The sequence below is a fragment of the Nocardiopsis oceani genome (assembly GCF_054777395.1).
Map to the genome: position 1 here is coordinate 13,441 of NZ_BAAHAR010000060.1, position 25,903 is coordinate 39,343.

General features: G+C 69.5%; 24 protein-coding genes. 14 read left to right on the forward strand and 10 right to left on the reverse strand.

The genetic code is table 11. The annotated features are described in order from the left end of the window. Positions 1-187: 187 nt before the first annotated feature. The 5 genes from ACYVDG_RS28910 to sph all read left to right on the forward strand — a co-directional run bounded on the left by ACYVDG_RS28910 (position 188) and on the right by sph (position 3,926). On the forward strand, positions 188-559 hold the full coding sequence (locus ACYVDG_RS28910; protein ID WP_460761328.1) for a DUF6703 family protein: 372 nt from the start codon (positions 188-190) through the stop codon (positions 557-559). A gap of 89 nt (positions 560-648) precedes the next feature. Then, the gene (locus ACYVDG_RS28915) at positions 649-1,500 is read left to right on the forward strand and encodes a metal ABC transporter ATP-binding protein (RefSeq protein ID WP_460761331.1); all 852 of its coding nucleotides are present in this window, start codon (positions 649-651) and stop codon (positions 1,498-1,500) included. Beyond that, on the forward strand, positions 1,493-2,395 hold the full coding sequence (locus ACYVDG_RS28920; protein WP_460761334.1) for a metal ABC transporter permease: 903 nt from the start codon (positions 1,493-1,495) through the stop codon (positions 2,393-2,395). The genes ACYVDG_RS28915 and ACYVDG_RS28920 overlap by 8 nt, the downstream gene beginning before the upstream one ends. Beyond that, a complete protein-coding gene (locus ACYVDG_RS28925) occupies positions 2,392-2,784 on the forward strand; it encodes a Fur family transcriptional regulator (RefSeq protein ID WP_460761341.1) in 393 nt (130 codons plus the stop codon). The genes ACYVDG_RS28920 and ACYVDG_RS28925 overlap by 4 nt, the downstream gene beginning before the upstream one ends. A 173-nt stretch (positions 2,785-2,957) precedes the next feature. Continuing rightward, positions 2,958-3,926, forward strand: coding sequence for a sphingomyelin phosphodiesterase (gene sph / locus ACYVDG_RS28930; RefSeq protein WP_460761346.1), 969 nt, complete (start codon positions 2,958-2,960; stop codon positions 3,924-3,926). Between the two features lie 137 nt (positions 3,927-4,063). Here the strand turns inward: sph and ACYVDG_RS28935 are convergent, their stop codons facing one another. The 5 genes from ACYVDG_RS28935 to recO form a co-directional block, all read right to left on the reverse strand. Further along, positions 4,064-4,336 (reverse strand): Clp protease N-terminal domain-containing protein, encoded by a 273-nt coding sequence (locus ACYVDG_RS28935; protein WP_460761350.1) that lies wholly within the window; start codon positions 4,334-4,336, stop codon positions 4,064-4,066. Between the two features lie 41 nt (positions 4,337-4,377). After that, on the reverse strand, positions 4,378-5,214 hold the full coding sequence (locus ACYVDG_RS28940) for an SGNH/GDSL hydrolase family protein (RefSeq protein ID WP_460761356.1): 837 nt from the start codon (positions 5,212-5,214) through the stop codon (positions 4,378-4,380). Between the two features lie 108 nt (positions 5,215-5,322). Next, entirely contained in the window at positions 5,323-6,132 is an 810-nt protein-coding gene (locus ACYVDG_RS28945; protein ID WP_460761359.1) for an SGNH/GDSL hydrolase family protein, read from the reverse strand. After that, the gene (locus tag ACYVDG_RS28950) at positions 6,132-6,983 is read right to left on the reverse strand and encodes an isoprenyl transferase (RefSeq protein ID WP_460761364.1); all 852 of its coding nucleotides are present in this window, start codon (positions 6,981-6,983) and stop codon (positions 6,132-6,134) included. The genes ACYVDG_RS28945 and ACYVDG_RS28950 overlap by 1 nt, the downstream gene beginning before the upstream one ends. Continuing rightward, positions 6,980-7,711 carry a DNA repair protein RecO gene (gene recO / locus ACYVDG_RS28955; protein ID WP_460761369.1) on the reverse strand — a complete coding sequence of 244 codons (732 nt, stop codon included), beginning with the start codon at positions 7,709-7,711 and terminating at the stop codon, positions 6,980-6,982. Before recO ends, ACYVDG_RS28950 begins: the two co-directional genes overlap by 4 nt. A gap of 426 nt (positions 7,712-8,137) precedes the next feature. On the opposite strand from recO, the gene ACYVDG_RS28960 reads away from it, so the two are divergent. Then, a complete protein-coding gene (locus tag ACYVDG_RS28960; protein ID WP_460761374.1) occupies positions 8,138-8,941 on the forward strand; it encodes a CAP domain-containing protein in 804 nt (267 codons plus the stop codon). Positions 8,942-9,371: 430 nt separating this feature from the next. Here the strand turns inward: ACYVDG_RS28960 and ACYVDG_RS28965 are convergent, their stop codons facing one another. Further along, a complete protein-coding gene (locus ACYVDG_RS28965) occupies positions 9,372-11,591 on the reverse strand; it encodes a TerD family protein (RefSeq protein WP_460761377.1) in 2,220 nt (739 codons plus the stop codon). Between the two features lie 88 nt (positions 11,592-11,679). Between ACYVDG_RS28965 and ACYVDG_RS28970 the strand changes: the two genes are divergently transcribed. Both ACYVDG_RS28970 and ACYVDG_RS28975 read left to right on the forward strand, forming a co-directional pair. After that, a complete protein-coding gene (locus ACYVDG_RS28970; RefSeq protein ID WP_460761380.1) occupies positions 11,680-12,123 on the forward strand; it encodes a GNAT family N-acetyltransferase in 444 nt (147 codons plus the stop codon). Between the two features lie 137 nt (positions 12,124-12,260). Next, complete coding sequence (locus ACYVDG_RS28975) at positions 12,261-12,893, forward strand: DUF2625 family protein (protein WP_460761420.1); 633 nt, start codon at positions 12,261-12,263, stop codon at positions 12,891-12,893. 83 nt (positions 12,894-12,976) lie between these two features. Here ACYVDG_RS28975 and leuA read toward each other — a convergent pair whose 3' ends face one another. The 4 genes from leuA to ACYVDG_RS28995 form a co-directional block, all read right to left on the reverse strand. Beyond that, positions 12,977-14,677, reverse strand: a complete 1,701-nt coding sequence (gene leuA, locus ACYVDG_RS28980; protein ID WP_460761383.1) for a 2-isopropylmalate synthase — start codon at positions 14,675-14,677, stop codon at positions 12,977-12,979. Positions 14,678-15,455: 778 nt separating this feature from the next. After that, on the reverse strand, positions 15,456-17,171 hold the full coding sequence (gene gcl / locus ACYVDG_RS28985) for a glyoxylate carboligase (protein ID WP_460761386.1): 1,716 nt from the start codon (positions 17,169-17,171) through the stop codon (positions 15,456-15,458). A gap of 169 nt (positions 17,172-17,340) precedes the next feature. Next, on the reverse strand, positions 17,341-18,243 hold the full coding sequence (locus tag ACYVDG_RS28990; RefSeq protein ID WP_460761423.1) for a 2-hydroxy-3-oxopropionate reductase: 903 nt from the start codon (positions 18,241-18,243) through the stop codon (positions 17,341-17,343). Between the two features lie 47 nt (positions 18,244-18,290). Further along, positions 18,291-19,088: a hydroxypyruvate isomerase family protein gene (locus ACYVDG_RS28995; RefSeq protein WP_460761391.1), complete on the reverse strand. Its 798-nt coding sequence runs from the start codon at positions 19,086-19,088 to the stop codon at positions 18,291-18,293. 419 nt (positions 19,089-19,507) lie between these two features. Here ACYVDG_RS28995 and uraD point away from each other — a divergent pair, with 419 nt between their 5' ends. The 6 genes from uraD to alc all read left to right on the forward strand — a co-directional run bounded on the left by uraD (position 19,508) and on the right by alc (position 25,616). Beyond that, positions 19,508-20,062, forward strand: coding sequence for a 2-oxo-4-hydroxy-4-carboxy-5-ureidoimidazoline decarboxylase (gene uraD / locus ACYVDG_RS29000; protein WP_460761395.1), 555 nt, complete (start codon positions 19,508-19,510; stop codon positions 20,060-20,062). Continuing rightward, positions 20,059-20,403 carry a hydroxyisourate hydrolase gene (gene uraH / locus ACYVDG_RS29005; protein WP_460761398.1) on the forward strand — a complete coding sequence of 115 codons (345 nt, stop codon included), beginning with the start codon at positions 20,059-20,061 and terminating at the stop codon, positions 20,401-20,403. Before uraD ends, uraH begins: the two co-directional genes overlap by 4 nt. 250 nt (positions 20,404-20,653) lie before the next feature. Then, positions 20,654-21,550, forward strand: a complete 897-nt coding sequence (gene pucL / locus ACYVDG_RS29010) for a factor-independent urate hydroxylase (RefSeq protein ID WP_460761401.1) — start codon at positions 20,654-20,656, stop codon at positions 21,548-21,550. Positions 21,551-21,839: 289 nt separating this feature from the next. Further along, positions 21,840-23,345 carry a nucleobase:cation symporter-2 family protein gene (locus ACYVDG_RS29015; RefSeq protein WP_460761404.1) on the forward strand — a complete coding sequence of 502 codons (1,506 nt, stop codon included), beginning with the start codon at positions 21,840-21,842 and terminating at the stop codon, positions 23,343-23,345. Positions 23,346-23,462: 117 nt separating this feature from the next. Beyond that, positions 23,463-24,401, forward strand: a complete 939-nt coding sequence (locus ACYVDG_RS29020) for a LysR family transcriptional regulator (protein ID WP_460761407.1) — start codon at positions 23,463-23,465, stop codon at positions 24,399-24,401. Positions 24,402-24,488: 87 nt separating this feature from the next. Further along, complete coding sequence (alc, locus tag ACYVDG_RS29025) at positions 24,489-25,616, forward strand: allantoicase (protein ID WP_460761412.1); 1,128 nt, start codon at positions 24,489-24,491, stop codon at positions 25,614-25,616. Positions 25,617-25,903 lie beyond the last annotated feature (287 nt).

Consider the following 25,903-nt stretch of genomic DNA (forward strand, 5'->3'; position numbering starts at 1 on the left):
GCCCGGCACGGCGGCCAGGGCCCTGCACTAGGGTCTAACAACAGGATTATCACAAGCCTGGGAAACGGTGCCCGCAACCGGCGACACGGCGCCCGTGCCGGACGGGGTGAGCGGGTGGGTCGAGCGCGCGGCACGTGCTCTGGGACACAGACATGCCCCTGTGATACAGGAAGGGGAACTGGCGGCGATGGCCTCTCCCGAGAACGAAGACGAGCGAAGGCAGCCTCATGGGGGCCGCCCTCTGCCCTCAGGGGATTCCCTGTTCACACCGGGCGCGGGGCGCTTGCGGAGCGAGGTGGAACGGCGCAGCGCGGTCCCCCTCGTCTGGCTGCACCAGCGCCCCCGGTGGCTGCCGCCGGTGGCCCTCGGGGCGCTGTTCATCGCGGGGCTGATGGCTCCGGGGTGGCTGGGTGCGCTGTGCCTGCTCCTGGTGGCGGTGTTCTTCGTCTGGCTGGCCTACCTGACCTGGCCCTCACTCCACCGGCAGCAAAGGGTGCCCCGGGTACTGATGGTGCTGGTGGTACTGGTGCTGGCGGTCGCCCGGATCCTCGGCTTCTGAGCCCGGACCAGCACTGATCCCGAACCGGCACCTCCGCGGGCAACTACAGCAATTTTGACAATCATTTTCGTTTTCGCCATAATGAAGCGGTGTCTGCCCAGTTCACGGGGCCCGGCGATTCCAGCCTCGCAACCCCGCCCGCCTTCCAGGCCGTCGACGCCCGCGTCGCCTACGACGGCGTCACCGTCCTCGACGGCGTCAGCGTCGAAGTCCCCGAAGGCCAGACCATGGCCGTCCTCGGCCCCAACGGTTCGGGCAAGTCCACCCTGATGCGCGCGATGCTCGGCATCGTGCCGCTCACCTCCGGCGAGATCCGCGTCCACGGCACACCCCTGCGCCGGTTCCGCGACTGGCGGCGGATCGGCTACGTGCCCCAGCGGCTCACCGCCGGCGGCGCCGTCCCCGCCACCGTCCGCGAGATCGTCGCCTCCGGGCAGATCGCCTCGCGCCGCCGCTTCTCCCTTACCACCAAGGCCGACCGCGCCGCCGTCGACGAGGCCCTCGCCGCCGTCGACCTCGCCGACCGCGCGCGCGACGCCGTACGCGAACTGTCCGGCGGACAGCAGCAGCGGGTCCTCATCGCCCGCGCGCTCGCCGGACGGCCCGACACCTTCGTCATGGACGAGCCGATGGCCGGGGTCGACGCGGAGAACCAGCGAGCCCTCGCCGGCGCCATCGCCCGCCTGCGCGACCAGGGCAGCACCGTGGTCCTGGTGCTGCACGAGCTGGGCCCGCTGGAGTCGGTGATCGAACGCTCCGTGGTGCTGGAGCACGGCCGGGTCGTGCATGACGGCGAGGCTCCCGAGATCACCGGTGCATGCGCGCGCCCCGGACACGAGCACCAGCACCCGCACCCCGACCCCAACGACCCGGAACCGCACCCCGCGGACACCACCACGGCCGCGGAGATGATCCGACTCGAGGTACCCCGACGTGACTGAGATGCTCCAGTACGAATTCATGCGGCACGCCCTGATCGCCGCGGTACTGGTCGGCCTGGTCACCCCGATCATCGGTACCTTCCTGGTCCAGCGCCGCCTCGCGCTCCTGGGTGACGGCATCGGCCACATCGCGCTCACGGGTGTGGCCCTGGGCCTGCTGACGAGCACCTCACCGGTGCTGACCGCGGCCGTCGTGGCCACCGTGGGCGCCATCCTCATGGAGGTGGTGCGGGTCCGCACCCGTGCCAGCGGCGACGTGGCGCTGGCACTGCTGTTCTACGGCGGCATCGCGGGCGGGGTCCTGCTCATCGGGCTCACCCCGGGTGCGAGCAACGCCACTCTGACGTCCTTCCTGTTCGGCTCGGTGAGCACCGTCAGTTTGGAGGACGTCTGGGTCGTGAGCGTGCTGGCGGCCGGTGTGATCGCGATTCTGGCGGTGTTCGGCCGTGAGCTGTTCGTCCTCTGCCAGGACGAGGAGGTGGCCAGGGCACACGGGCTACCGGTCCGCTTCCTCAGTATCCTGCTGGCGGTCACCGCGGCGCTGACCGTGGTGATCGCGATGCGGGTGGTCGGTGTGCTGATGGTGAGCGCCCTGATGATCGTCCCCGTCGCCGCGGCCCAGCAGCTGAGCCGCAGCTTCCGGGTGACGATGGGCCTGGCGATCCTGATCGGCCTGGTCTCGTCCTTGGGCGGGCTGACCACGGCCTTCTACTCCGACCTCGCGCCCGGGGCCACCATCGTGCTGCTGGCCCTGGCGATCTTCTGCCTCTCCGTACTTCTCGGAGGGGTCCTGCTCCGCACGGCCAAACGCCGCGCCCCGGCACCCCTCCCTCCCGTAGGCGGCGGCCCGGCGGATACGATGCCCCAGACTGATCGGGGGAGGGTGAAACCATGAGTACGAGACGCGAGGCAGTCCGCCAGGTTCTGAGCGAGTCCTCCGGCTTCCGCAGCGCACAGGATCTGTACGCGGACCTGCGGGCAGACGGTTCGAAGATCGGTCTGACCACGGTGTACCGGGCCCTGCAGGCCCTGAGTGATTCCGGTGAGGTCGATGTGCTGCGCACCGACGACGGCGAGGCCGTCTACCGTGCCTGCGACACCGACAACCACCACCATCACCTGGTGTGCCGGGCCTGTTCGACCGCCGTGGAGATCGAGGGCCCCACAGTGGAGAAGTGGGCCGCCGAGGTCGGCACCCACCACGGCTTCACCGGGGTGACCCACACGGTCGAGGTCTTCGGCATCTGCGCCGACTGCTCCCTGAGGCAGACCCAAGAGGCCTGACCATAGGGCCCGAACGCCGGGCCTGACATCGCCCGAAGAGACATCCGAGTGCCCCGCGTGTGCGGGGCACTCGTCGTCTCCCCCGTGGGCCTCCCTGCCGTGCACGAGGACTCCACCGAGTGGTTACCCGCCAGTAGCCACCCCGTGTCGAGGAACGGGCAGGCTGAGAGCCCGTGTACAGAAAAACTACGGCCGCGCTCCTGACAGCGCTGGTCACCACCTCGCTCCTGCCCGCATCCCCCGCCGCGGCCGAAACCGCGGACCCGGCCGGTCCCCGGATCGCCACCCACAACGCGTTCCTCATGCCCAAGGCCATGTACCCGAACTGGGGACAGGACGTGCGCGCCGACCTGACCGCGGAGGACGGCATCCTCTCCGGCCAGGACGTCGTGGTCCTCCAGGAGCTTTTCGAGAACTCCAGCGCCGAGCGCCTGCGCGACGGGCTGTCCGACGAGTACCCGCACGCGACACCCGTCGTGGGCCGCTCGGAGTCGGGCTGGGACCGCACCACCGGCTTCCGGCACCACACCGTCACCAACGGCGGCGTGAGCGTCCACAGCACCTGGCCGATCGTGCGCGGCGAACAGCACATCTTCGAGCGGGCCTGCGGCGCGGACTGGTTCTCCAACAAGGGTTTCGCCTACGTGGAGATCGACTCCCCCGCGGGCCCCCTGCACGTGGTGGGCACCCACATGCAGTCCGAGGACGGCGCCTGCGGCGACGGCGAGGACGCGGAGATCCGCCGACACCAGCTCGACCAGATCCTGTCCGTGCTGGACGAGCAGCAGATCCCCGGCGACGAGCAGGTCTACGTCGCGGGCGACCTCAACGTCGTGGGCGGCAGCGAGGAGTGGGAGCGGGCCCTGGAACAGCTCGACGCCGTCGAGCCGACCGCGACCGGTGACGCGATCTCCTGGGACCCCACGACCAACTCGATCGCGGAGCACGACTACTCCGACTGGGACCCCCAGCAGCTGGACCACGTCCTGCCGATCCGCAACGACGCCGCGCCCGAGTCCTACGTGAACGAGACCCGCGCCGTGAAGAGCGAGCCCTGGACGGTGAGCTCCTGGGGCACCGAGTACACCTACGACGACTACTCGGACCACTACCCGGTGTTCGGCTCGTCCCCGCTTCCCTAGTGTGAGTGGATGGACGTCGCCTGGCTGGGGCCGCCGATCAACGCGCGTCCCCGGCCCCGCGGTGGTTGGACTGCGCCCGTGACCTCACCGAGTACTGGACCCGCCGCCAGCAGATCCGGCACGCGGCCGGGTGCGCTTTAGCGGCCGGGAGAGCCCCGGTAGCCCGGGGAGTCCAGGACGGCGCGGACCGAGGCGCGGACGGCGGGGAGGTCGTGCTCCCCCAGCAGCCGCTGGGCGGGGATGCCGTCCTCGTCGGCCAGGATCGCCAGGAAGAGGTGCTCGGCGCCGACCACCGGATCCCCCTCGGAGCCGACAACCCCGGACTCCGCAGCGATGCGGCGCGCCTCGTCCAGCATGCGGGCGGCCCTGGGGGTGAAGTCGGCGCACTTGTGCACGGGTCCCGTTTCCATGGCTCCGACGCTACGGGACCCGGTGCTGGCCTAGGAGGCGGTCAGTGCTCGCCCTCGGCGGGGTCGCAGCGCTCAAGGGTCGGGCGCTTGGCGTGGATGCCGTCGCCTGAGGAGCGTCCGGTGAGGCGCCGGTGGATCCACGGCACGAGGAACTCGCGGGCCCAGTGGAAGTCCTCCTGGCGGGCGGTGCGCCAGTCGCGGGGTTCCGGGGCGGGGAAGGGCTCGTTCCAGTCGGCGTCGACCGGGACGTCCAGGACCTCGCACACGCGCAGCGCGAGCCTGCGGTGGCCCTCAGTGGACAGGTGGAGCCGGTCCCAGTTCCAGGAGCGGGGGTCGGAGAAGATCCGCATGCTCCACACGTCCACGACGTCGCACCCGTACCGGTCCGCGACAGCGCGCATGTGCATGTTGTAGGTGGCGATCTTGCCGCGCAGGTGGCGCATGACCGGATGCCAGTTGGTGTCGAAGCCGGTGAAGATGACCACCCGGGCCCCGGTGGAGCGGAGTTCGGCGATCATCTGCTCGAAGATCTCGACGACCTCGTCGGGGTCGCTGCCGGGGCGGATGATGTCGTTGCCGCCTGCGCAGATCGTGATCAGGTCGGGGGCCATCTCGACCGCGCGCGGCACCTGCTCGTCGCGGATCTGGGCGATCAGGCGTCCCCGGACGGCGAGGTTGGCGTAGCGGACCTCGGGCACGTGCTCCGCGAGGTGTTCGGCCACACGGTCCGCCCAGCCTCGGTAGCGGCCGTTGGGAACGCTGCCGCTGTCCGGGTAGGGGTCGCTCATGCCCTCGGTGAAGCTGTCCCCGAGGGCGACGTAGGACAGGATGTCCTTGTTGTTCAAGTCACCGGAGGATCCGGTCGGCACACCGCTCATAGTGCCGATGATGCAACTCAACGCCAGGGTTACGCGACAGTAGGTTGATGGTTTGGCGCGTTTTGGGGCGGAGCTCACACCATGAGCGGTGTGCCTGGAAATGTCGCTTCAGTGGTCTTTGGAGAGCGGGGTCAGTTCGGGCCGCTTGGCGGTCACCGTGTCCCCTGAGGACTTCCCGGTGAGGCGGCGTCCGATCCACGGTCCCAGGGACTCCTTGACCCAGTGCAGGTCGTCCCTGCGCGCTTCGGTCCAGCTGACCGGCTCCATCTCGGGCCAGGGCTCGTCCCAGCGCTCCTCGACCGGAACGCCCAGGACCTCGGCGACGCGCAGGGCCAGGCGGCGGTGCCCCTCTGGGGACATGTGCAAGCGGTCCTCGTCCCAGGCGCGGGGGTCGGTGAGCACGTCCATGGACCACTGGTCGACCAGGAAGCAGTCGTACTTGTCCGCGATGGCGCGGACGTTCATGTAGTAGCGCGCGAACAGGCCGATGGTGCCGCGCATGTAACCGGTGGCCACGTTCACACCGGTGAACAGCACGACCTGGCTGCCCTTGGCGCGCAGCCGGGCCACCGTGTGGTCCAGGATCTTCGCCAGGCGCTCGGGGTCACCCGCGGGGCGCAGCAGGTCGTTGCCGCCCGCGCACAGGGTGACCAGGTCCGGTGCCATCTCGAGGGTGGGCGGAACCTGATCGGTGACGATCTGGCGGATGAGCTTGCCGCGCACGGCCAGGTTGGCGTACTCGATCCCGCCCGCGTGGTCTGCGAGGTGCTCCGCCAGCCGGTCGGCCCATCCGCGGAAGACCCCGCTGCCGTCCGGGTAGGGGTCGCCCACGCCCTCGGTGAAGCTGTCGCCGAGAGCGGCGAACGCCATCCCGGGCTTGACTGGCGAGTCCACCTCGGTGCGGTTCTCCTTGGCCATTACTTGCTCCCCTCTTCCGCCGGGTCGGACACGTTCCCACCCACGGGGTTGGGCAGGGCTCCGCCGTAGCGGCGGTCCCGGCTCGCGTAGATCTCACAGGCCCGCCACAGGTCGCGGCGGTCGAAGTCGGGCCAGAGCGTGTCCAGGAAGACGAACTCGGCGTAGGCGGACTGCCAAAGGAGGAAGTTGGAGAGCCGCTGCTCCCCGGAGGACCGCAGGAAGAGGTCCACGGGCGGAACATCGGGCGCGTAGAGCTGCTGGGTGAGGGTGTCCTCGGTGATCTTCTCCGGGGAGATCTGCCCTGCGGCGGCCTGCCGGGCCAGCTCGCGCGCTGCGTCGACGATCTCCGCCTGGCCCCCGTAGTTCACGCAGAACTGGAGTGTGAGCCTGGTGTTGTCCTTGGTCATCTCCTCCGCGTCCTTGAGCTCCCTGATGACGCTCTTCCAGAGCATCCCGGGGCGTCCGGACCACGTGACGCGCACCCCGCGGGCGTGCAGTTCGTCACGGCGGCGGCGGATGACGTCGCGGTTGAAGCCGAGAAGGAAGCGCACCTCGTCGGGCGAGCGCTTCCAGTTCTCGGTGGAGAAGGCGTAGGCGGAGAGGTTGGGGATCCCCATCTCCATGGCGCCCTCGATCACGTCGAAGAGGGAGGACTCCCCGGCCTTGTGCCCCTCGGTGCGCGGCAGCCCGCGCGCCTTGGCCCAACGGCCGTTGCCGTCCATGACCACGGCCACGTGGCGCGGCACCAGGTCGGCGGGGAGCTCAGGCGGGCGCACCCCCGAGGGGTGCGGTACGGGCGCGTCGTACTCCCGCTCGCGCCGCTTACCGTTGTCGAAGCTGAACAGACTCAAGAACGCTCCACATGGCGCAGTGATCGGATTCCGTTTTCCAGGTGCCACTGTAGGTAGGCCGCGACCAGACCACTGCACTCGGATCGGTGCCTGTCGTCGCTGGCGTCCGCGCTGTCCCAGTCGCCCCCGAGCAGCGCAGACATGAGTCGGAGCGTCTCCGGCGAGGGATGCGTGGCACCGTGGGGACGGCACACCGAGCAGACCATACCGCCGGCGTGGACCGCGAACGCACGGTGCTCTGCCCGGCTACCGCAGCGGGCGCACTCCGTCAGCGCCGGGGCGTACCCGGCGACCGCCAGGGACCTGAGGAGGTAGGCGTCCAGGACCAGCCTGGCCTCGTGGCTCCCCTCCCCCAGCGTACGCAGCGCGCCGATGAGCAGGAGGAACTGGCGCAGGGCCGGATCCTTCTCCACGGAGACCACCTTTTCCGCGGTCTCCAGCATCGCGGTGGCCGCGGTGTAGCGCGAGTAGTCGGTGACGACCGCCTCACCGTAGGAGCGCAGGGTCTCGGCCTGGGTGATGACGTCGAGGCTCCGGCCGGTGTGCAGTTGCAGGTCGACGTGGGTACACGGCTCCAGGCGGGCGCCGAAGCGCGACTTCGTGCGGCGGACGCCCTTGCCGACGGCGCGCACCAGGCCGGTGCGTCGGGTCAGGAGGGTGACGATGCGGTCGGCCTCGCCCAGCTTCTGGTTGCGTAGGACGACACCCTCGTCGCGGTAGAGACTCACACACCCATTGTCACGGATGGCGGAGACTACCCGCGCGGAAGGGCCCGCGCTGGCAGGCCCGCGCTGACGGACGCGCGCTGTCCCTCTGACGCGCACCACCCTGAGCAGGTTTATTACGGTTTGGATTCCCTTTTCCGGACATTTGCTCTACTCTCACGCGCTAGGGCGTTCCATTTCGGGCCCGCCGCCCGTCCCTGGCGGCAACCGGGCCCGGGGCCGTAAACACGGCCGCCCGAAAGCGGGCCACGCATTCCACACGTGGCCTTGGGCAGCGGAAGAGCCCGCGCGGGGAAGACCAAGAGCCCCGGCGTAGAAGCCCGTCGGGGCCGAACGGACCCGACCACCCGCAGGGGTTACCCGCCCGTTTCCCCACACCTGTACGGAAGGTAGAGCGATATGGCGCGAGGCCGCCGAGGCAGGCGCAGAATGAGCGCTCGCGAACAGCGCTCAGAACGCGAAGGTCGACGCAGGACAGTGCCGATCGCGGTCGGTATAGCCGCGATCCCGGTAGGACTCACCCTGGCCGGGGCGCTGGTGCTCTCCGGGGTCGGCGACGACACCGGCCCGGCCGACGGTACGAACGCGGCCGGCGAGATCGGCGAAGGTGTCAGCGACGATTCGGGCGTTCCCGACGCGTCGGCCGACGACGACTTCTTCGATACCCCCACCGACGCGTCCGAAGCAGCGGAACCGCAGGGTGACAGCGACCCACAGGACGCCCAGGTCACCGCATCTTCCAGCGCCGAGGACTCCGACGACGACGGAGACGGAGACCGTGGCGACAGCGACGGCGGCTCCGGAGGTAGCGGCGGCGGTTCCGGGGGCTCCGGAGGCGGCGGCGGTGTCGGCGTCGAGTCCGCAGGCGGCCCGCAGGCCGCCGAGGTCGTGAACCTGGTCAACGACGAGCGCTCTTCGCACGGCTGCGGCCCCGTCGATGTGGACGACCGGCTCACCGCCGCCGCGCAGGAGCACAGCCAGGACATGGACGACCGCGACTACATGGCCCACGACAGCCCCGACGGCGAGGGCCCGGGCGAACGCGCACAGCGGCACGGGTACAACGCCTTCGGCGCGGAGAACGTCGCCAAGGGCCAGCAGAGCGCCGAGCAGGTCATGAACTCCTGGATGGACAGCCCTGGCCACCGGGACAACATCCTCAACTGCGGGCTCGAATCGATCGGGGTCGGCGAGGCCGGCAACGCCTGGACCCAGAAGTTCGGCTGGGAGTAACCCGGCAGAGCTGCGAGCGATCCGACAGGCTTTCCAGGCACGGTGCAGGGGTTCGGGCCGCGTCCCCTCGGGGGCGCGGCCCGAACCTATGGCGGGCGGGCCGCTTTCTGCTCCTAGCGGCACGCCTGGTCACCGGAGCGAAGCCGGACGACCCCGGAAAGTGTGCCGGTTAACGACTTGAGGAGGAGAAGAAGGAAACCGACACGGTGCCGTGCCTGAGCCGCGCCCCTGGAGGCGCGGCCCGATCGCGAGGCGGGAGAGTGTCCCGGCTGACGCTAAAGGGATGTAGAAGGAAGCCGGGACGGTGCCCACCGGGGGAGGTGAGTCCGCGGGTTGACCGGTCGAACCCCGAAGGGAAGAAGGAAACCCGCGGGGTGCCTCGCCCCGCACAGAGGAGACTAGCGGGTCTCCCCCGCACGGTCACCCGGTTTTACGGACCCCTCCGGTCCCTTCCCGGGCCGTTGGCTTCCGCCGGGTCGGCGAGCAGCACGGGAAGATCGACCTGGGTGATGGCGTCCACACCCTCGGGGAGCCCCTCAGGTCGTTCCAGGCCCACGTAGCGGACAGTGCGAGCCGCCACCTCCTCCGCCGTGGGCGGCCGCCCGTCATAGTCGCGCACCTCCCCCGAGGTGCGTTCCATCAGGTCCACTAGATCGCCGATGGTGAGATAACGCCGCTCGACCACCGATCGGGCCTGTTCCCGTGCGGGGATGCCGGTGGTCTCGACCTTGTTGGCGAGCCCAGCCCCGCGCAGGAACAGGTGGAGCCACCGCGCTTCCCAGCCCTCCTGCGTCTGGCTGAACACCAGCGGGACCGCTACCGGCGCCTCACCCTCCAGGTCGGAGCGCACCCGGACGGTGCGAGGATCGAAGGGCATGCCCTCCTGTTCACCGTCCCGCACCATGTATCCGAAGAACGCCTCGGGCAGGAACGTGAACCGGTCACCGGAGTACACGTGCACCTGCGGCACCACGTGCCTTGCCGCCATCCGGTTCAGGTCGAGCTCGATCATCTCGGTGGCGCCGTCCGGTCCTGGCGCCATGACCAGGTCGCCGGAGTGCACCGCTCCGATCTCCTTGAGGTTGGTCCAGGAGACATGCCCCACAGGCGCGTAGTCGTCATCGAGCAGCAGCACCGACAGGTCGAGGTCGGTGGTGCGCTCGCCGTCCAGCCAGTGCACGAAGAACCGCAGCAGGTCACCGCCGACCGGGGTGACGGTGCCACGCGGCAGCACACCGAACCCCTTGGGGACGCCCTTGGCCGAGCGCGGCACCGCGACCGTGCGCACCGCGGGGTCCACCAGGAGCAGGTCCTGGGCGGGCATGCGGGCCGCGACGACCTCGTCGATGGCGTCCAGGAGGGTGCGGACGACCTCGCGCCCCAGGGGTTCGCGTGTGTCCCGAGCGGTCCATCCGCGCGCCGTCTGGTTGGCGAACAGGCGGACCCGGCCGGAGACGGTTCGATTGGCCAGTTCCTCACGCGCGGCGAGCAGCACCCGGCTGGAGACCCGAGGACCCAGGGTCCGAACGCGCTCCGCAAGGTTCGGCGCGGTCTCGGGCCCGCCCGCGCGGAGCAGCCGGTCCAGGGTGCGCACCAGCATGCCGGGGGCCGTGGACAGCAGCCGGACCGCCCGGTCCAGGTCACCGTCGAGAAAGGCGGACTCGACCTTGGCGTTGAAGGTGCGCACTCGGCGCTCGCCCCGGGCCACCGCGAACACCTCACGGGCGTGGGCGAACCGACGGTACTCGTGCGGGTGCAGCCCCTCGCCCAGGCGCTTCCACCCCTGGAGGTGTCGGCCCACGTCGGCGAGCTTGTCCTCGTTTTCGGCGATCACGCGGTCGAGCGCGGCCATCAGGATGCGGCGCTCCCTACGCGCGAAGGAGCGCAGGCGCCTCGGCGCGGTGAGGGAGACGTCACCGTCGGACAGGACCTGCGCCAGGCGCAGTACGTCCGTGGCGGTGTCCACGACCGGGTCGCGGCCCGCGCGGATCAGGGCAGCGTTGACCAGGGCACGGTTCTCCCGCACGGGCATCTCCGGCAGTGCACCCTCACCGAGCACCGTAGCGGCCTCCCCGGCGAGCCAAGCCAGGAGCTCGCGCTCGAACTCGCTGAGCGGGATCGGGCTGGCGGCCAGGTCGAGGAAGAGCCAGTGGGCCTCTTGGGCGAGGGGTTTACCCAGGTGCAGGAGGGTGAGGCGGTCCTTGGCCGAGGCCACGAAGTCATCGCGCGCGGCAGCGAGTTCAGCGTAGGTGTGCTGGTAGCGGCCGTACTCGGGCAGGCTGAGGAGGTTGAGAGCACCGTCGCGGAGTTCGACCCCGTCACGGGCCTCCGGGTCGCCCAGCGCGGAGACCAGGCACGTCAGCCAGAACTCGACGGTGTTGGGGACCTTCTCCGGGAAGTTCCGGAAGTACACGTTGTGCCGCGCGTGCGCGCCGGCCAGTTCCCGGACCGCGTCCATGACCTGCCGGGCCACGCGGTGGACGTCCTCGTCGCTCAGCACCTCGATACGCGAGCGCAGCTCACCGGAGAGCGCGAAGCCCGCGGTCAGCAACGCGGCGTCGAGCTGGCGCGTCGCGGCTGAACCATCACCGGGCGCGCCGATCGGCTCGGGGACGCGCAGGGTGCGCTGGATGATCTCTCGATAGGACATGGCAGTGATGTTGGCATCCCGGATTCCCCCACCGCCAAGGCTTTTCCGGTGCAATGTGGCGCCAGTCCGGGTGGCTAGAGTGAGCGGTATGGGAATCGAGATCCGGCCCGCGACCGGTACCGATCTTCCCGGCGTCCTGGAGCTCCTCGGCGAGATGTACCCGGAGGACCCGCCCCTCTCCGCGATCGAAGCCGCCCGGATCTGGACGGAGATCGACGCGCAGGCCGGGCGGTCCCTGCTGGTGGCGACAGACGGCACCGGAGAACACTTGGGCACGGTGGACTGCGTGGTCCTGCCCAACCTGAGCCGGGCCGGTCGGCCGCGCCTGGTCATGGAGAACCTGGTCGTGGCCGAGGCACACCGTCGGCAGGGCGTGGGTGGCCTGCTCATGGCAGCGGTGCGGGAGCTGGCCGAGCGCGAGGGTTGTTACAAGGTGCAGTTCCTGGCCGCCGAGGACCCCTACGTGTACGAGTTCTACCGCTCCTGCGGGTTCACCCCGTGGGAAGGCGGCGGGTTCTTCCTCTGCCTCTGACGCTGGCGTCGGCCCAGGCGAGTGGTCTGACGTGTCATCCGAAGGTGGAATCATGCGCGCATGCGTGAACTGAATGAGCTAGTCGACGTGGGAACCCCGCGTGGCCGGAGCTGAGCCCCCTGTGTGCGGATAGCCCCCTGAGCGTCCATGTACAGCCGCCAGCCCCAGAGCACCGGGGCCGCTGCTTGCTGCGCCTCCAGGTGACGGCCCGTTCCTTCCTGGGCGCGGTCGCCCTGGAGACCGGCGGGATCCTCGTGGACGACGGGTGGCTGCGGGTGCACGGCGGCGGCTGCGCTGACCTGGCCGGGCTGGATCAGGTGAACGGCCTCACCGGGGAGGTCGAAGAGGCACCCCCGGCGCGGCTGATCGTCGCGCACGACGTGCTCGGCGGGGTCTTCGGCGTCAACGGACCGGCTGCCGAGGAACTGGGGTACCCGGGAGAGCCGGGCGAGGTGGCCTACTTCGCGCCGGACCGCCTTGAGTGGGAGCCCCTTGGAACCGGGTACGCGGGCTGGCTGGAATGGCTCCTGGAAGGACACCTGACCGGCTTCTACGAGGAACTGCGCTGGCCGGAATGGCGTGCGGAGACGGCGGGCCTCCGCCCATCGGAGGGCCTCTCCGTCTACCCGTTCCTGTGGTCGGCCGAAGGGCAGGAGGACCTGGCCGCGACCACCCGGAGCCCCGTCCCCGTGTCAGAGCTGGCGGGAGCGAACCGGGAGTTCTGCTCCGCCCTGGAGCTGGCCGACCCGGGGCCGCTGGGCTCCTTCTGAGGTAGGTGGCCCACAAAAGGGGGCGGGGCCCGCGACGATTGTCGTGGGCCCCGCCCTCAGTACTAGGGGTACCGGGCTGTGGGTCAGGCGCGGCCGATGGCGCTGCACACGGCCTTCAGCGAGGCCGTCGTGATGCTGCTGTGGATGCCCACTCCCCACACGACACGGCCGTCGATCTCGGCTTCCACGTAGGCGGCGGCACGGGCGTCGCCGTCCTCGCCCATGGAGTGCTCGATGTAGTCCATGACGCGCACCTTGAAGTCCACGTCGGCCAGCGCGTCGCCGAACGCGGAGATCGGACCGTTGCCGGTGCCCTTCAGTTCACGGATCTCGCCGTTGACGCGGGCGTCGGCCTCGATCGAGTAGGTGCCGTCCTCCGAGGTGCTGGAGCGGTGGGCCAGGACCGAGACCGGGCCCTCGTCGGACAGGTAGGTCTCCGTGAAGATGTCCCAGATGCGGTCGGCGGGGAACTCGCCGCCTTCGGCGTCCATGAATCCCTGGATGACCTGGGAGAACTCGATCTGCAGACGGCGCGGCAGGTCCAGCGAGTGGTCGCGCTGCATGATGTAGGAGACGCCGCCCTTGCCGGACTGGCTGTTGACCCGGATGACCGCCTCGTAGTTGCGTCCCACGTCCTTGGGGTCGATGGGCAGGTAGGGCACGTCCCAGGTGTACTCGTCGACGTTGGTCCCGGCCTCCTCGGCGCGGGCCTCCAGCGCGGTGAAGCCCTTCTTGATGGCGTCCTGGTGGGATCCGGAGAAGGCGGTGTAGACCAGGTCGCCGCCGTAGGGGTGGCGGGGTGCGACGGGCAGCTGGGTGCAGTGTTCGACCGTGCGGCGGATCTCGTCGATGTCGGAGAAGTCGATCTTGGGGTCGACGCCCTGGCTGAACAGGTTCATGCCCAGGGTGACCAGGCAGACGTTGCCGGTGCGCTCGCCGTGGCCGAACAGGCAGCCCTCGACGCGGTCGGCCCCGGCCATGACGCCCAGTTCCGCCGAGGCCACGCCGGTGCCGCGGTCGTTGTGCGGGTGCACGGACAGCACCACGTGCTCGCGCCGCGTCAGGTTGCGGCTCATCCACTCGATCTGGTCGGCGTAGACGTTGGGGGTGGAGCGCTCGACGGTGGCGGGCAGGTTCAGGATGATCTCGCGGCCCGGGCCGGGCTGCCAGACGTCCATGACGGCCTCGCAGACCTCCAGGGCGAAGTCCAGCTCGGTGTCGACGAAGATCTCCGGCGAGTACTGGTAGCCGAAGTACTCGGTGTCGCCCAGGTACTGCTCGGCGAAGCGGACCACGTCCCGCGTGCCTTCGACGGCGATGCTCTTGCAGGCCTCGCGGTCGACCTTGAAGACGACGCGGCGGAAGGTGGGCGCGGTGGCGTTGTACAGGTGGACGGTGGCGCGCTTGGCGCCGACCAGGCTCTGCACGGTGCGCTCGATCAGGTCCTCGCGGGCCTGGGTCAGCACGGAGATCTGTACGTCGTCGGGGATCAGTTCGTTCTCGATCAGCGACCGGACGAAGTCGAAGTCGGTCTGGCTGGCGGAGGGGAAACCGACCTCGATCTCCTTGTAGCCCATGCGGACCAGCAGCTCGAAGATCTCGTGCTTGCGGTCGGAGTCCATCGGCTCGATCAGCGCCTGGTTACCGTCACGCAGGTCGGTGGAGAGCCAGCGAGGAGCCTCGGTGGTGGTCTTGGTGGGCCACGTGCGGTCGGGCAGGTCCACCGGAGCGAAGGGCTCGTAACGATGGAAGGGCATACGGCTGGGCTTTTGCTGCGGCACCATGTGGTGTTGCTCCTCGAAAAATGTTGCGCGGTGTGACGTGGCCGACACGGCATGCCGAAGTCCCGCGGCGAGGGGCCGACCGTTTAACGATCCCCGCCGCGGCCGCTAAGGAGGAGCAGCTCGCGCAACATATCGACCCTCACGTTAGCAGACGGTCGAGAAAAACCGGTACCGACCGCTCATATATTGAGACCCGACGCCGTTGACCTGCAGAGACATGAACATCCTTCGCGAATCCAAAATGATCGTTCAAAACAGGTACCTCGACTTCAAGATATCGCCGGGAGCGGTTACCCTGGAGGCGAACCCTTCAGTGCTAGGGGGGTCATACGGATTCCGTCGGCGGGACCCAGGGTGCGGCCAACACCCGAGGCCACCATCGCCGCGCAGAGCAAGACACGTAAGCCGCGCCGCTGCCTGGCCGGTACCGCCGACGGACATCCTTCTTCAACGCCCGGTCCCGGAGCTACGGGAGCGGGCGTTCCTCATGTGCCAGTCCCCTCCGCCACCGGCCCTCGGAACCAATACTGCGGAGGACCCGGTCAACGCGGTGCTCCGGAAATCCGCTCGCCCGTGGGACGGATCCCGCATGGAGAACAACGGCCGGAACAGCCGAACCGAGGGACGGCGTTGAGCCAGCGAAGAACGCCGCCGCCCCTCGGGGTAGGGTGCGGCCCCCTCCTGCCGGTCACGGAGGGGGCCTAGCCACGGGGCCGGGGTGCAGGTCCGGCCCCGCGGCAGTCTGGGGTGCAGGGCACCGTGGCGCCCTGACCGGGAACTACGCGCCCGGGAGGGGCTCGAACTCCTTGACGGCGTCGATCGCCGGGCCGTGCGGGGTGTTGGCCTCGCGCTCGATCATGATCTCGACGAGCACCGGCCGCGACGTGGACTGCGCCTGCTTGCGCGCCCATTCCAGGGACTCCCGGATCTCCCCCGGCTCCCAGACGCGGCGGCCGGAGCAGCCGTAGGCCTCCATGAGCTTGACGCTGTCGGTGCCGTACTCGTCGTAGTGGATGTCCACCTGGTAGTTCATGTCGAACGGGATCGAGGCCTGGCGGATCAGGCCCAGGTACTCGTTGTTGAGCATGATGATCACGTACGGCACGTTGTACTGGGCGGCCACCGCCAGTTCCTCGACCATGTACTGGAAGCTGTAGTCACCGACGATGCCGACGACCTCCGCGTCCGGCTCGGTGTGCTTGAGGGCCTTCTTCACACCGATGGCTGCGGGGATCTCCCAGCCGAGCGGGCCCGCCTGACCGCAGATCTGGTAGTGGCGCGGCTTGTACGCCTTCTGGTGCTGGCCGCCCCAGATCTGGTACAGGCCGATCGCGGTGACGAAGTAGGTGTCCTCGTCGAAGGCCTCGTTGATCTCCTTGTAGACGCGCGGCGCCTTCACCGGGACCGAGTCGAAGTCCTCGCGGCGGGTCATGGTGGTCTTGAGCTCGCCGACCCGGTCGATCCAGGCGCCCACCTGGGCCTTGGCCTCGCGGCGCTTGGCGGCGGCGAGCAGCTCCTGGAGGAACAGCTTGGCGTCGGAGACCACGCCCAGGTCCGGCTCGAAGACCCGGCCGATCTGAGTGGCCTCGATGTCCACGTGGATGAACTTGCGCTCGCCCCGGTAGACGTCGATCTGGCCGGTGTGGCGGTCGGCGAAGCGGGCACCCACGACCAGGACCAGATCCGACTCCAGGAAAGAGGCGTTGCCGTAGCGCTGGGAGGTCTGCACACCGGTCATGCCGGAGTACAGGGGCGATTCCTCGTCGAAGGAGCCCTTGCCCATGAGGGTGACCTGGACCGGCACCTGGAGGTACTCGGCCAGCTCCCGCAGGTCGTCGGAGGCCTCGGCCAGGATCACGCCGCCGCCGGCGAGGATGAGCGGCCGCTCGGCCTCCAGCAGCAGGTCCAGCGCGCGCTCGACGCGGGGCAGGTGCGGCTCCACCGTGTTGATCTTGAGCGCGGCGTCGATCGACGGGTCGTAGTCGATGAGCTGCTGGGCCACGTCCAAGGGGATGTCGACCAGGACAGGTCCGGGACGGCCCTCCTGGGAGATCCGGAAGGCCTCGCGGAAGATCCACGGGGCGGTGGCCGCCTCCTTGATCTGGACGGCCCACTTGGTGACGGGCTTGGCGATCTCGACGATGTCGACCGCCTGGAAGCCCTCCTTGTCGAGGAGGTCGGTGCGCTGCTGGCCGGTGATGCAGACCATCGGGATCGAGTCGGCGATGGCGGTGTACAGGCCGGTGATCATGTTGGTCCCGGCCGGGCCGGAGGTACCGATGGCCACGCCGACCTTGCCGGTCGTGCGCGACCAGCCGTCGGCCATGTGCGTGGCGCCTTCTTCGTGGCGGACTACGAGGTGCTCGATGCCCCCCACGTCCTCCATCGCCTTGTAGAGCGGGAGGATCGCGGCGCCGGGGCAGCCGAACGCGGTGTCGACGCCCTCGTCCTTGAGAACCTCCACGACGGCGTTCATCGCGGGCATTTTCGCCATGGGAGCGAACCCTTCAGTGCTGGGGTGGCTGGTGTGGTGGGGAGTGCCGGAAGGCAGTGCTAGGGGTGGTGCCAGAGGCGGGTGCTAGGGGGTGGGGCGGCGCGTCGCCGGAGTCCCCGGGTGGGCCAACACCCGGGGGACGACGGCGGCGCCCCGGTGACGGTGTCCGTTACTTCTCGCGGCCGGAGAGCTCCTCGACGAGCTTCAGCAGCGCGGAGTGGTCGAGGGAGCCGTTGCCCTGGTTCTTGAGCGCGGCCACGTACTGCGCCACCTGAGAGCCCAGCGGGACCGCGACCCCGGCCGCGTGGGCGGAGTCGGTGACGATGCGCATGTCCTTGTCGTGCAGGGCGATCCGGAAGCCGGGGGCGAAGTTGCGCTCACGCATGGCCTTGCCCTTGCGCTGGAGCACGGTGCTGCCCGCGAGCCCGCCGCCCAGGACCTCCAGGCCGGACTCGGTGTCCACGCCGTGCGCCTCGAGGAAGACGAGGGCTTCGGCGAGGAGCTGGATGTTGCCGGCCACGATGAGCTGGTTGGCTGCCTTGACCGTCTGGCCGGAACCGCTCGGGCCGACCAGGACGGGGGTGGTCCCGAGGACGTCGAAGATGGAGCGCGCGGCCTCGAAGTCGTCCTGGGCGCCACCGACCATGATGGAGAGCTTGGCTTCGACGGCACCGGCCTCGCCGCCGCTGACCGGGGCGTCCAGGACCTTGAGGCCCCGGTCGGCACCGGCGGCCGCGACCGCGCGGGCCACGTCGGGACGGATGCTGCTCATGTCGATGACCAGCGTGCCGGGCTTGGCGTTGTCGAAGACCCCGCCCTCACCCGTGAGGACGGCTTCCACGTCCGGGGAGTCGGGGACCATCGTGATGACGGCGTCGGCGTCGGCGACGGCCTCCGCGATGCTGCCGCCGCGCAGGCCGCCCTCGGCGACCAGGGCGTCGACGCGCTCGGGGCTGCGGTTGTGGCCGGTGACGGTGTATCCGGCGCGGACGAGGTTGACGGCCATGGGCAGGCCCATGATGCCGAGACCGACGAAGGCGATCTTCTTAATGGCCATGACGGCCCCTTTCAGTCTGGTGTGTGGCTGGTGGTCGGCGTGGTCGGGACGGCCCGCGTGGGTCAGCCCAACCAGCCGAAGCTCTGGGTGGTGGGGACGGTGGGCTTGTACTCCAGGCCGACCAGGCCCCGGTAGCCGCCGGCTTGGGCCGCGGAGAGGAGCTCGTCGAGGGGGAGCTCGCCGGAGCCGGGCTCGCCTCTGCCGGGGGCGTCGGCGATCTGGATGTGCCCGAACTCTGCGGCGTGGTTTCGGACGACCGCGGCGACGTCCTCACCGTTGACGGCGAGGTGGAAGAAGTCGGCGAGGAACGCGACGTTCTCGGCGCCGGCCTCCTTGACCTTGGCGACGAAGGCGAGGCCTTCAGCGGCTGTCTTGAGCGGGTAGTCGTCGGAGCCGCTGATGGGCTCGACGAGCACGGTGCCGCCGACCTTGGCGACCGCGTTGGCGGCGGCGACGGTGTTGTCGAGGGCGAGACGGTCCTGTTCGGCGGGGTCGACCCCGTCCTGGCGCAGGCCGTAGAGGGCGTTGAAGCCGGTGGCGCCGGTGCGCTCGGCGATCTGGGCGACCACTTCGGTGTTGGCGAGGAACTCGGCGGTGCGGGAGGGGTGCGAGAGTACGCCGCGGTCGGGGCCGGGGAGCTGGCCGGCGAAGAAGTTGAGGCCGCTGAGGCGGACGCCCGCGCTGTCGAGGGCACCGACGAAGGCGTCGATCTCGCCCTGTTCGGGGGTCGCGCTCTCGAAGGGCCACCAGAACTCGACGGCGTGGAAGCCCGCGTCGCGTGCGGCCTGGGGGCGCTCGTTGAGGGGGAGTTCCGTGAACAGCAGGGAGCAGTTCACCGTGTATCCGAGTGTGTGGCTCATGCGTTGCCTCCGGCATCTACTTCCACATTGTGGAAAGTAGTTTTCACTTTAAGGAATACATTGAGTGTGGGCCGGACCACCTGCGCTTGTCAACCACCCCTTCGCGCCGACACCCCGATCGACACCCACCCGGACACACCCCTCAACCCGCCTCCGCACCCCTTGACGCAACCCCACAGACCCCGCCCGCCCCATCAGCACGCAGGAACTTCACGACTTCTTCGCCAAGGGAGACAGATTCCACAGTTTTTCGTCGCTACCCCCTTGTGAGTGTTGACAAGCTCACACTGTCATCAACTAGAGTCCCCCCAATCCGTAATACGGAATCAGTTATCTGCTTTACGAAAAGACATGGCCGATTCACCGGGCCCCGCCCTTCCGGCGAAGCTCGGTGCGTCGGCCCAGCCACGGGAGAACACATGCCCGAGACCACCCCGGACGAGTCGGGGAGAGCACCCGACCCGGGACTGGCGCGTCTGAACACCCTGTCCAAGGAGGACCTGCGCACCGAACTCGCGCAGTGCCTGAACGTGGACCGCTGGGTGGAGGCCGTCGCGTCTGAGGCACCCTTCGCCGACCGCGACGCCCTGCTCGCGACCGCGGACGGGCACGCGCGGGCGGTCACTGCGGACGAGGTCGCCACGGCCCTGGACCGGCACCCCCGCATCGGGGAGAAGGCCAAGGGGGCCGACACCGAGTCCGCTTGGTCCCGGGGGGAGCAGTCCGCCTTCGCCGCGGACACCGACGACGCCTCCGCGAGGGTCCAGCGAATCTTCACGTTCGCACAAGGTGAGTACGAGGAAAGGTTCGGGCAGATCTACCTCGTCTGCGCGAGCGGCCGCAGCAGCCGCGAGCTCCTCGCGGACCTGGTCGCCCGCCTGGACAACGACCGCGACACCGAACTGTCCGTGGTCGGCGAGGAGCTCCGCAAGATCTCCGGACTCCGCCTGGTCAAACTCCTGGAGGCAGCATGAGCCACGTGACCACCCACATCCTGGACGCCGCCCTGGGCACCCCGGCCCGCGACGTCCCGGTCCGCCTGGAGGTCGCCGCCGACGGCGACCGCACCTCCTGGAAGACCGTCGCCGAAGGCCGCACCAACAGTGACGGGCGCGTGCCCGACCTGGGCCCGGACCAACTGTCCGCCGGCTACTACCGCGTCGTCTTCGACACCGAGGCCTACTTCACCGCGACCGGCCAGCGCGGGTTCTACCCCGAGGTCAGCATCGTGTTCGACCTCGCCGAGGAGGACCAGCACTACCACGTGCCGCTGCTGCTGAGCCCGTTCGCCTACTCGACCTACCGGGGCTCGTAACCCCAGCCCTCAGTACCGCGCCCAGCACTGAGCGGCGCCGGAGGAGCACGAGGCTTCCCCACCCCGGTCCGACCAACGAAGGAGAGCAGCCTGGCCCCACCCCCGCCGTAACACCCCACCCTCTTCGAGTGCGTGACAGGTCCTTCCGCACGACCACAGCGGTCCTCCCTCATACGCACAGCGCACCGGCGCGAGTTCAGCGCGCGGCGCAAGCGATGAAACCGAATCCATACGGATGGAGTTCACCCTGATGGGCATCAGACTCGGAGACAACCAGTACGGCAAGGCGGAGGTCCGCCTCGTCCACGTCCAGCGCGACACCGACGTCCACCAGATCAAGGACGTCAACGTCACCTCCCAGCTCCGCGGCGACTTGGAGGAAGTCCACACGGTCGGAGACAACGCCAAGTGTCTGCCGACGGACACGCAGAAGAACACCGTCTACGCCAAGGCCCGCGAGTGGGGCGGCGTCGGCGCGATCGAGGACTTCGCCCTGCGCCTGGCCCGGCACTTCGTGGACGAGCACGAGTACGTGCACGGCGCCCGCCAGGAGATCGAGGAGTACTCCTGGGACCGGATCGCCACCGAAAAGGGCCCGCACGACCACGCCTTCTCGCGCCGCGGCGCTGAGACCCGCACCACCGTCGTCAACAAGGACGGCGACAAGGAGTGGGTGGTCTCCGGCTTCGAGGGCCTCACCGTCCTCAAGTCCACCGGTTCGGAGTTCCACGGCTACCCGAAGACCCGGTACACCACCCTGCCCGAGGTCACCGACCGGATCCTCGCCACCGACGTCTCCGCCCGCTGGCGCTACGTCGGCAACGAGCACGACTTCGACAAGGTCTACGCCTCGGTCCGCGCCCTGTGCCTGGAGGCCTTCGCCGAGACGCACAGCCTCGCCCTGCAGCAGACGCTCTACGCGATGGGCAAGGCCGTCCTGGAGGCGCACCCGGAGATCGCGGAGATCCGCTTCTCCATGCCGAACAACCACCACTTCCTGGTGGACCTCTCCCCGTTCGGCCTGGACAACCCCAACGAGGTCTTCTTCGCCGCGGACCGGCCCTACGGCAAGATCGAGGCCACCGTCGAACGGGACGACGCCCCCAGCGCGGGCGACGCCTGGAAGACCGTCCCGGGCTTCCTCTAACGCCTGTCTCCACCCCCGCCGGGCGGTGGCCGTGAGACCTCCCCCGGTGCTCTTCGGAGCCCTCTGAACGCCGGGGCCCGCGCGTGCGGCCGGGCCCCGGACTCCCCCACAGCACGGGTCCGAACACCCGAGGCAGCCTCGTCTGCCCACCACAGGTGGGCCACACCGACCTTCGCCATGTCCGAAAACAGGGGCAGCCGGGGGTCGGCGCGACAACACCGGACGCACGTCCGAGACAGCCGGTCACCTCTTCCCGGTGACCCCACATCGCAAAGGCTGGAAACTGGCCATGTCGAACAGTCCGTCCGCGAAGGACTCGGCCACAACAAACGCCACGACCCCCGTACGCCCCGAAGACGAGAAGCTGCCGGCACGGCTGCTCCTCGTGTACGGGCTCCAGCACATCCTCACCATGTACGCCGGTGCGGTGGCACCGGCCCTCGTCATCGGCGCCGCCGCTGGGCTCGCGAACGACCCCGCCGCCATGGGAATCCTCGTCAGCGGCGCGCTCCTGGTGGCGGGTATCGCCACGCTCCTCCAGACGATGGGGCACCGACGGGTCGGTGCCCAAATGCCGATCGTCGTTGCGTGTTCCTTCGTCCCCGTCAGCGCCATCGCCACCCTGGCCGCCGGCCAGGACGGCGAGAACCTGCCCGTCGCCTTCGGCGCGTCCATCGCCGCAGGTGTCTTCGCCCTCGCCCTGACCCCGTTCTTCGGGCAGCTCATCCGCTTCTTCCCGCCGATCGTCACGGGCACGATCATCACCGTCATCGGCGTCAGCCTGATGCCGGTGGCCGCCCGCTGGATCATGGACGACGCCACCACCGTCCTCGACGACGGTTCCACGGTCCCGGCCGCACCCATGGGCAACCTCGCCCTGGCCGGGCTGACCCTCGCGGTCATCCTCGTCGGTTCCCGGGTCTTCCCCGGCATCTGGGGCCGACTGTCCATCCTCCTGGGCCTGGTCGTGGGCACGCTCGCCGCGATCCCGTTCGGCATGGCCGACTTCAGCCGGGTCGGCGAGGCGGACCTGGTCTTCAACCCCACGTCGGTGTTCTACTTCGGTGCGCCGCAGTTCGAGATCGCCGCGATCGTCACCATGTGCATCATCATGCTCGTGGTGCTGACCGAAGGCGCCTCGCACATCATCGCGGTCGGCGAGATCACCGGCTCCAAGGTGGACGCCAAGCGCATCTCCGCCGGTCTGCGCGCCGACGTGAGCGGCTCCATCATCGGCCCGATCTTCTCCGCCACCCCCACCAGCTCCTTCGCGCAGAACATCGGCCTGCTTGCCCTGACCGGTATCCGCAGCCGGTACGTGGTGGCCACGGGCGCGGGCATCCTCCTGGCGCTGGGCATGTTCCCGGTGCTGGGCGGTGTCATGGCGGCCATCCCCACCCCCGTCCTGGGCGGCGCGGGCCTGGTCCTGTTCGGCACCGTGGCGGCGAGCGGGATCAAGACCCTGACCAAGGTGGACTTCACCAACAACCTCAACCTGGTGCTGGTGGCCACCTCCATCGGTGTGGCGGTCGTCCCGCTGGCCTACCCGACCTTCTACGCCTTCCTTCCGGAGTCGGTCGAGCTGGTGGCCCACTCGGGCATCATCGGTGCGGCCGTCGTCTCGATCCTGCTGAACATCTGCTTCAACGTGATCGGCCGCGGTCCGGCGGACTCCCCCGCCGAGATCGACAGCGAGGACATCGAGTCCGCCGGTCCGGGCGAGGCCAAGTACACGGACCAGGCGGGCGCTGCCTACCGGGGCGAGGAGGACGCCGACCGCGCCGAGCGGACCTGACCCCCTCCCTGGTCCCTATCCCCTGATCCGGAGCACCCCCTGAATCCGGAGCTCCCCCGGGGCGGGCGCACGAGGACCGTGCGCCCGCCCCGCTGTTGTTAAGCAGAGGCGAATGGTATGCCTGTGAAGGTGACCGAATGGGATCTGCGCAAGCTGCGCGTGCTCCGCACACTCGAGGAGCTCGGAACCGTCAGGGCCACGGCCGAGGCGCTCTCGATGACGCCCTCCTCCGTCTCCCAACAGCTCTCATCCCTCTCCCACCAAGTGGGGGTGGACCTGTTGGAGGCGCACGGCCGCCGGGTGCGTCTCACCGACGCCGCACACGTGCTGCTTCGGCACACCGACATCGTGCTGGCCCAGCTGGAGCGGGCCGAGGGCGAGCTGGACGGGTTCGTGCGCGGTGAGGCCGGACGCGTCCGCGTCGGCACCTTCGCCACCGCCATCCCGAGCCTCGTGGTCCCCGCACTGAACGCCCTGCGCCGGGCCCACCCCGGCCTGCGGACCCGCGTGCACCAGGCCGAGGCGGCCGAGGTGTACGAGCTGCTCGCCGCGGGCGAGATCGACATCGGTCTGTCCCTGGCCGCGCAGGCCCCGACCGGGCACGACGGCCGCTACGACCGCTCGGAGCTCCTCACCGACCCGCTGGACGTGGCCCTGCCGACCCAGCACCGACTGGCCACCGCACCGGCGTTGCGGCTGCGCGACCTGGCCGAGGAGCCATGGATCTACGGGGCCTCCGGGCCGTGGCGGGACATCACCATCGCGACCTGCGCCCAAGCGGGCTTCGTTCCGGAACAAGCCCACGTGGCCTCCGACTGGCGGGCCATCCTCGACATGGTGGCCGCGGGGATGGGCGTGGCGCTGATCCCGCGGCTGGCCGCCACCAACGACGCCCCCGGGGTCGCGCTACGCACCCCGCACGCGGACCAGCCGCGCCGCCACGTGGTCACGGCCGTGCGTTCGGGTGCGGGTGAACGGCCGCAGATCGCCGTCGCACTCCGGGCACTGGCGGAGACCGCCGCAGACCTCGCCACAACCAATGTTCAGATTAAGTGAACATACTGATCAAAAACTTTCGCTGGAAGTAATCGGTTTCTCCTGCGACGCTGGAAAGGTCCCACCCGAGACAGTGACAGGAGAAACGTGAGCCAGGCCCAGCCCTTCGACCCCCGTGACTACAACGCCCAGCCGTACCCGGGCGGCGACCCCTACGGCGACTTCCGGAAGACCGAGCTGGACTTCTCCGGCCTCGTCGACCTCGCCGACCGCCGTTTGGGCGCCGGCGTCGTGGCCGCAAACGACGAGTTCTTCGCCCATCGCGAGAACCTGCTCCGGACCGAGCCCGCGGTGTTCGACCCGCACCACTTCGGGCACAAGGGCAAGGTCATGGACGGCTGGGAAACCCGTCGCCGCCGCGGTGTGAGCGCCGACCAGCCGCACCCCACCGCCGAGGACCACGACTGGGCGCTGGTGCGCCTCGCCCTGCCCGGGGTCATCCGCGGGCTGGTCGTGGACACCGCGCACTTCCGCGGCAATCACCCCACCGAGATCAGTGTCGAGGCCGCGCACGTGGAGGGTACGCCCACCACCGACGAGCTCCTCGCCGCTGAGTGGACGGAGATCGTCGCGCGCACCCCCGTGTACGGGCACGCCGAGAACGGCTTCAAGGTGGACCTCCGGCGCAGGTGGACCCACCTTCGCCTCAAGCAGTTCCCCGACGGCGGTGTCGCACGGCTGCGCGTGTACGGCGAGCACGTCGCCGACCCGGCCTGGCTGGCCGCTCTCGGCGGCTTCGACGTCGCCGCCCTGGTCAACGGCGGCATGGTCGAGGACGCCTCGGACCGCTTCTACTCCTCGCCGGAAAACATCATCCTGCCGGGCCGCTCGCACAAGATGGACGACGGATGGGAGAACCGCCGCCGTCGCGACACCGGCAACGACTGGGTGCGCTTCCGGCTCACCGCCCAGGCCTCGGTGCGCGCCATCGAGCTGGACACCGCCTACCTCAAGGGCAACTCCGCGGGCTGGGTGACGATCCTGGGCTGCGACGCGGTCTCGCAGAACCCGGACGAGTGGTTCGAGATCGTGGGCCGCACGGCTCTCCAGCCGGACAGCGCTCACCGCTTCGTCCTGGACCGTCCGGTCACCGTGACGCACGTGCGCACCGACGTCTTCCCCGACGGCGGGATGGCCCGCCTGAACGTCTTTGGCACCCTCACCGAGACCGGTCAGAAGGACCTCCGCAACCGCTGGGAAGCCGCCCGCGGCTAGATCGGCACCACCAGATGGAGGACGGGCGCGTGTCAGTGCATCAGCGCACCCGCCCTCTCCACCCTGTCCCGGGACCTCAAACTCGAGTACAGACGCCGGATCGGCTGCAACTACGGGTGCGGGGGTCCTGTAGGTGCTGGGGTCCTGTAAGTGCGGGACTCCTGTAAGTGCGGGACTCCTGTAAGTGCGGGACTCCTGTAAGTGCGGGACTCCTGTAAGTGCGGGACTCCTGTAAGTGCGGGACTCCTGTAAGTGCGGGACTCCTGTAAGTGCGGGACTCCTGTAAG

Bases quoted from the DNA above. Each gene is read 5' to 3' on its own strand.
- ACYVDG_RS28910 (WP_460761328.1), top strand. From the start codon at position 188: ATGGCCTCTCCCGAGAACGAAGACGAGCGAAGGCAGCCTCATGGGGGC.
- ACYVDG_RS28925 (WP_460761341.1), top strand. From the start codon at position 2,392: ATGAGTACGAGACGCGAGGCAGTCCGCCAGGTTCTGAGCGAGTCCTCC.
- ACYVDG_RS28935 (WP_460761350.1), bottom strand. From the start codon at position 4,336: ATGGAAACGGGACCCGTGCACAAGTGCGCCGACTTCACCCCCAGGGCC.
- ACYVDG_RS28940 (WP_460761356.1), bottom strand. From the start codon at position 5,214: ATGAGCGGTGTGCCGACCGGATCCTCCGGTGACTTGAACAACAAGGAC.
- ACYVDG_RS28945 (WP_460761359.1), bottom strand. From the start codon at position 6,132: ATGGCCAAGGAGAACCGCACCGAGGTGGACTCGCCAGTCAAGCCCGGG.
- ACYVDG_RS28960 (WP_460761374.1), top strand. From the start codon at position 8,138: ATGAGCGCTCGCGAACAGCGCTCAGAACGCGAAGGTCGACGCAGGACA.
- ACYVDG_RS28965 (WP_460761377.1), bottom strand. From the start codon at position 11,591: ATGTCCTATCGAGAGATCATCCAGCGCACCCTGCGCGTCCCCGAGCCG.
- ACYVDG_RS28970 (WP_460761380.1), top strand. From the start codon at position 11,680: ATGGGAATCGAGATCCGGCCCGCGACCGGTACCGATCTTCCCGGCGTC.
- leuA (WP_460761383.1), bottom strand. From the start codon at position 14,677: ATGGTGCCGCAGCAAAAGCCCAGCCGTATGCCCTTCCATCGTTACGAG.
- gcl (WP_460761386.1), bottom strand. From the start codon at position 17,171: ATGGCGAAAATGCCCGCGATGAACGCCGTCGTGGAGGTTCTCAAGGAC.
- ACYVDG_RS28995 (WP_460761391.1), bottom strand. From the start codon at position 19,088: ATGAGCCACACACTCGGATACACGGTGAACTGCTCCCTGCTGTTCACG.
- uraD (WP_460761395.1), top strand. From the start codon at position 19,508: ATGCCCGAGACCACCCCGGACGAGTCGGGGAGAGCACCCGACCCGGGA.
- uraH (WP_460761398.1), top strand. From the start codon at position 20,059: ATGAGCCACGTGACCACCCACATCCTGGACGCCGCCCTGGGCACCCCG.
- pucL (WP_460761401.1), top strand. From the start codon at position 20,654: ATGGGCATCAGACTCGGAGACAACCAGTACGGCAAGGCGGAGGTCCGC.
- ACYVDG_RS29015 (WP_460761404.1), top strand. From the start codon at position 21,840: ATGTCGAACAGTCCGTCCGCGAAGGACTCGGCCACAACAAACGCCACG.
- ACYVDG_RS29020 (WP_460761407.1), top strand. From the start codon at position 23,463: ATGCCTGTGAAGGTGACCGAATGGGATCTGCGCAAGCTGCGCGTGCTC.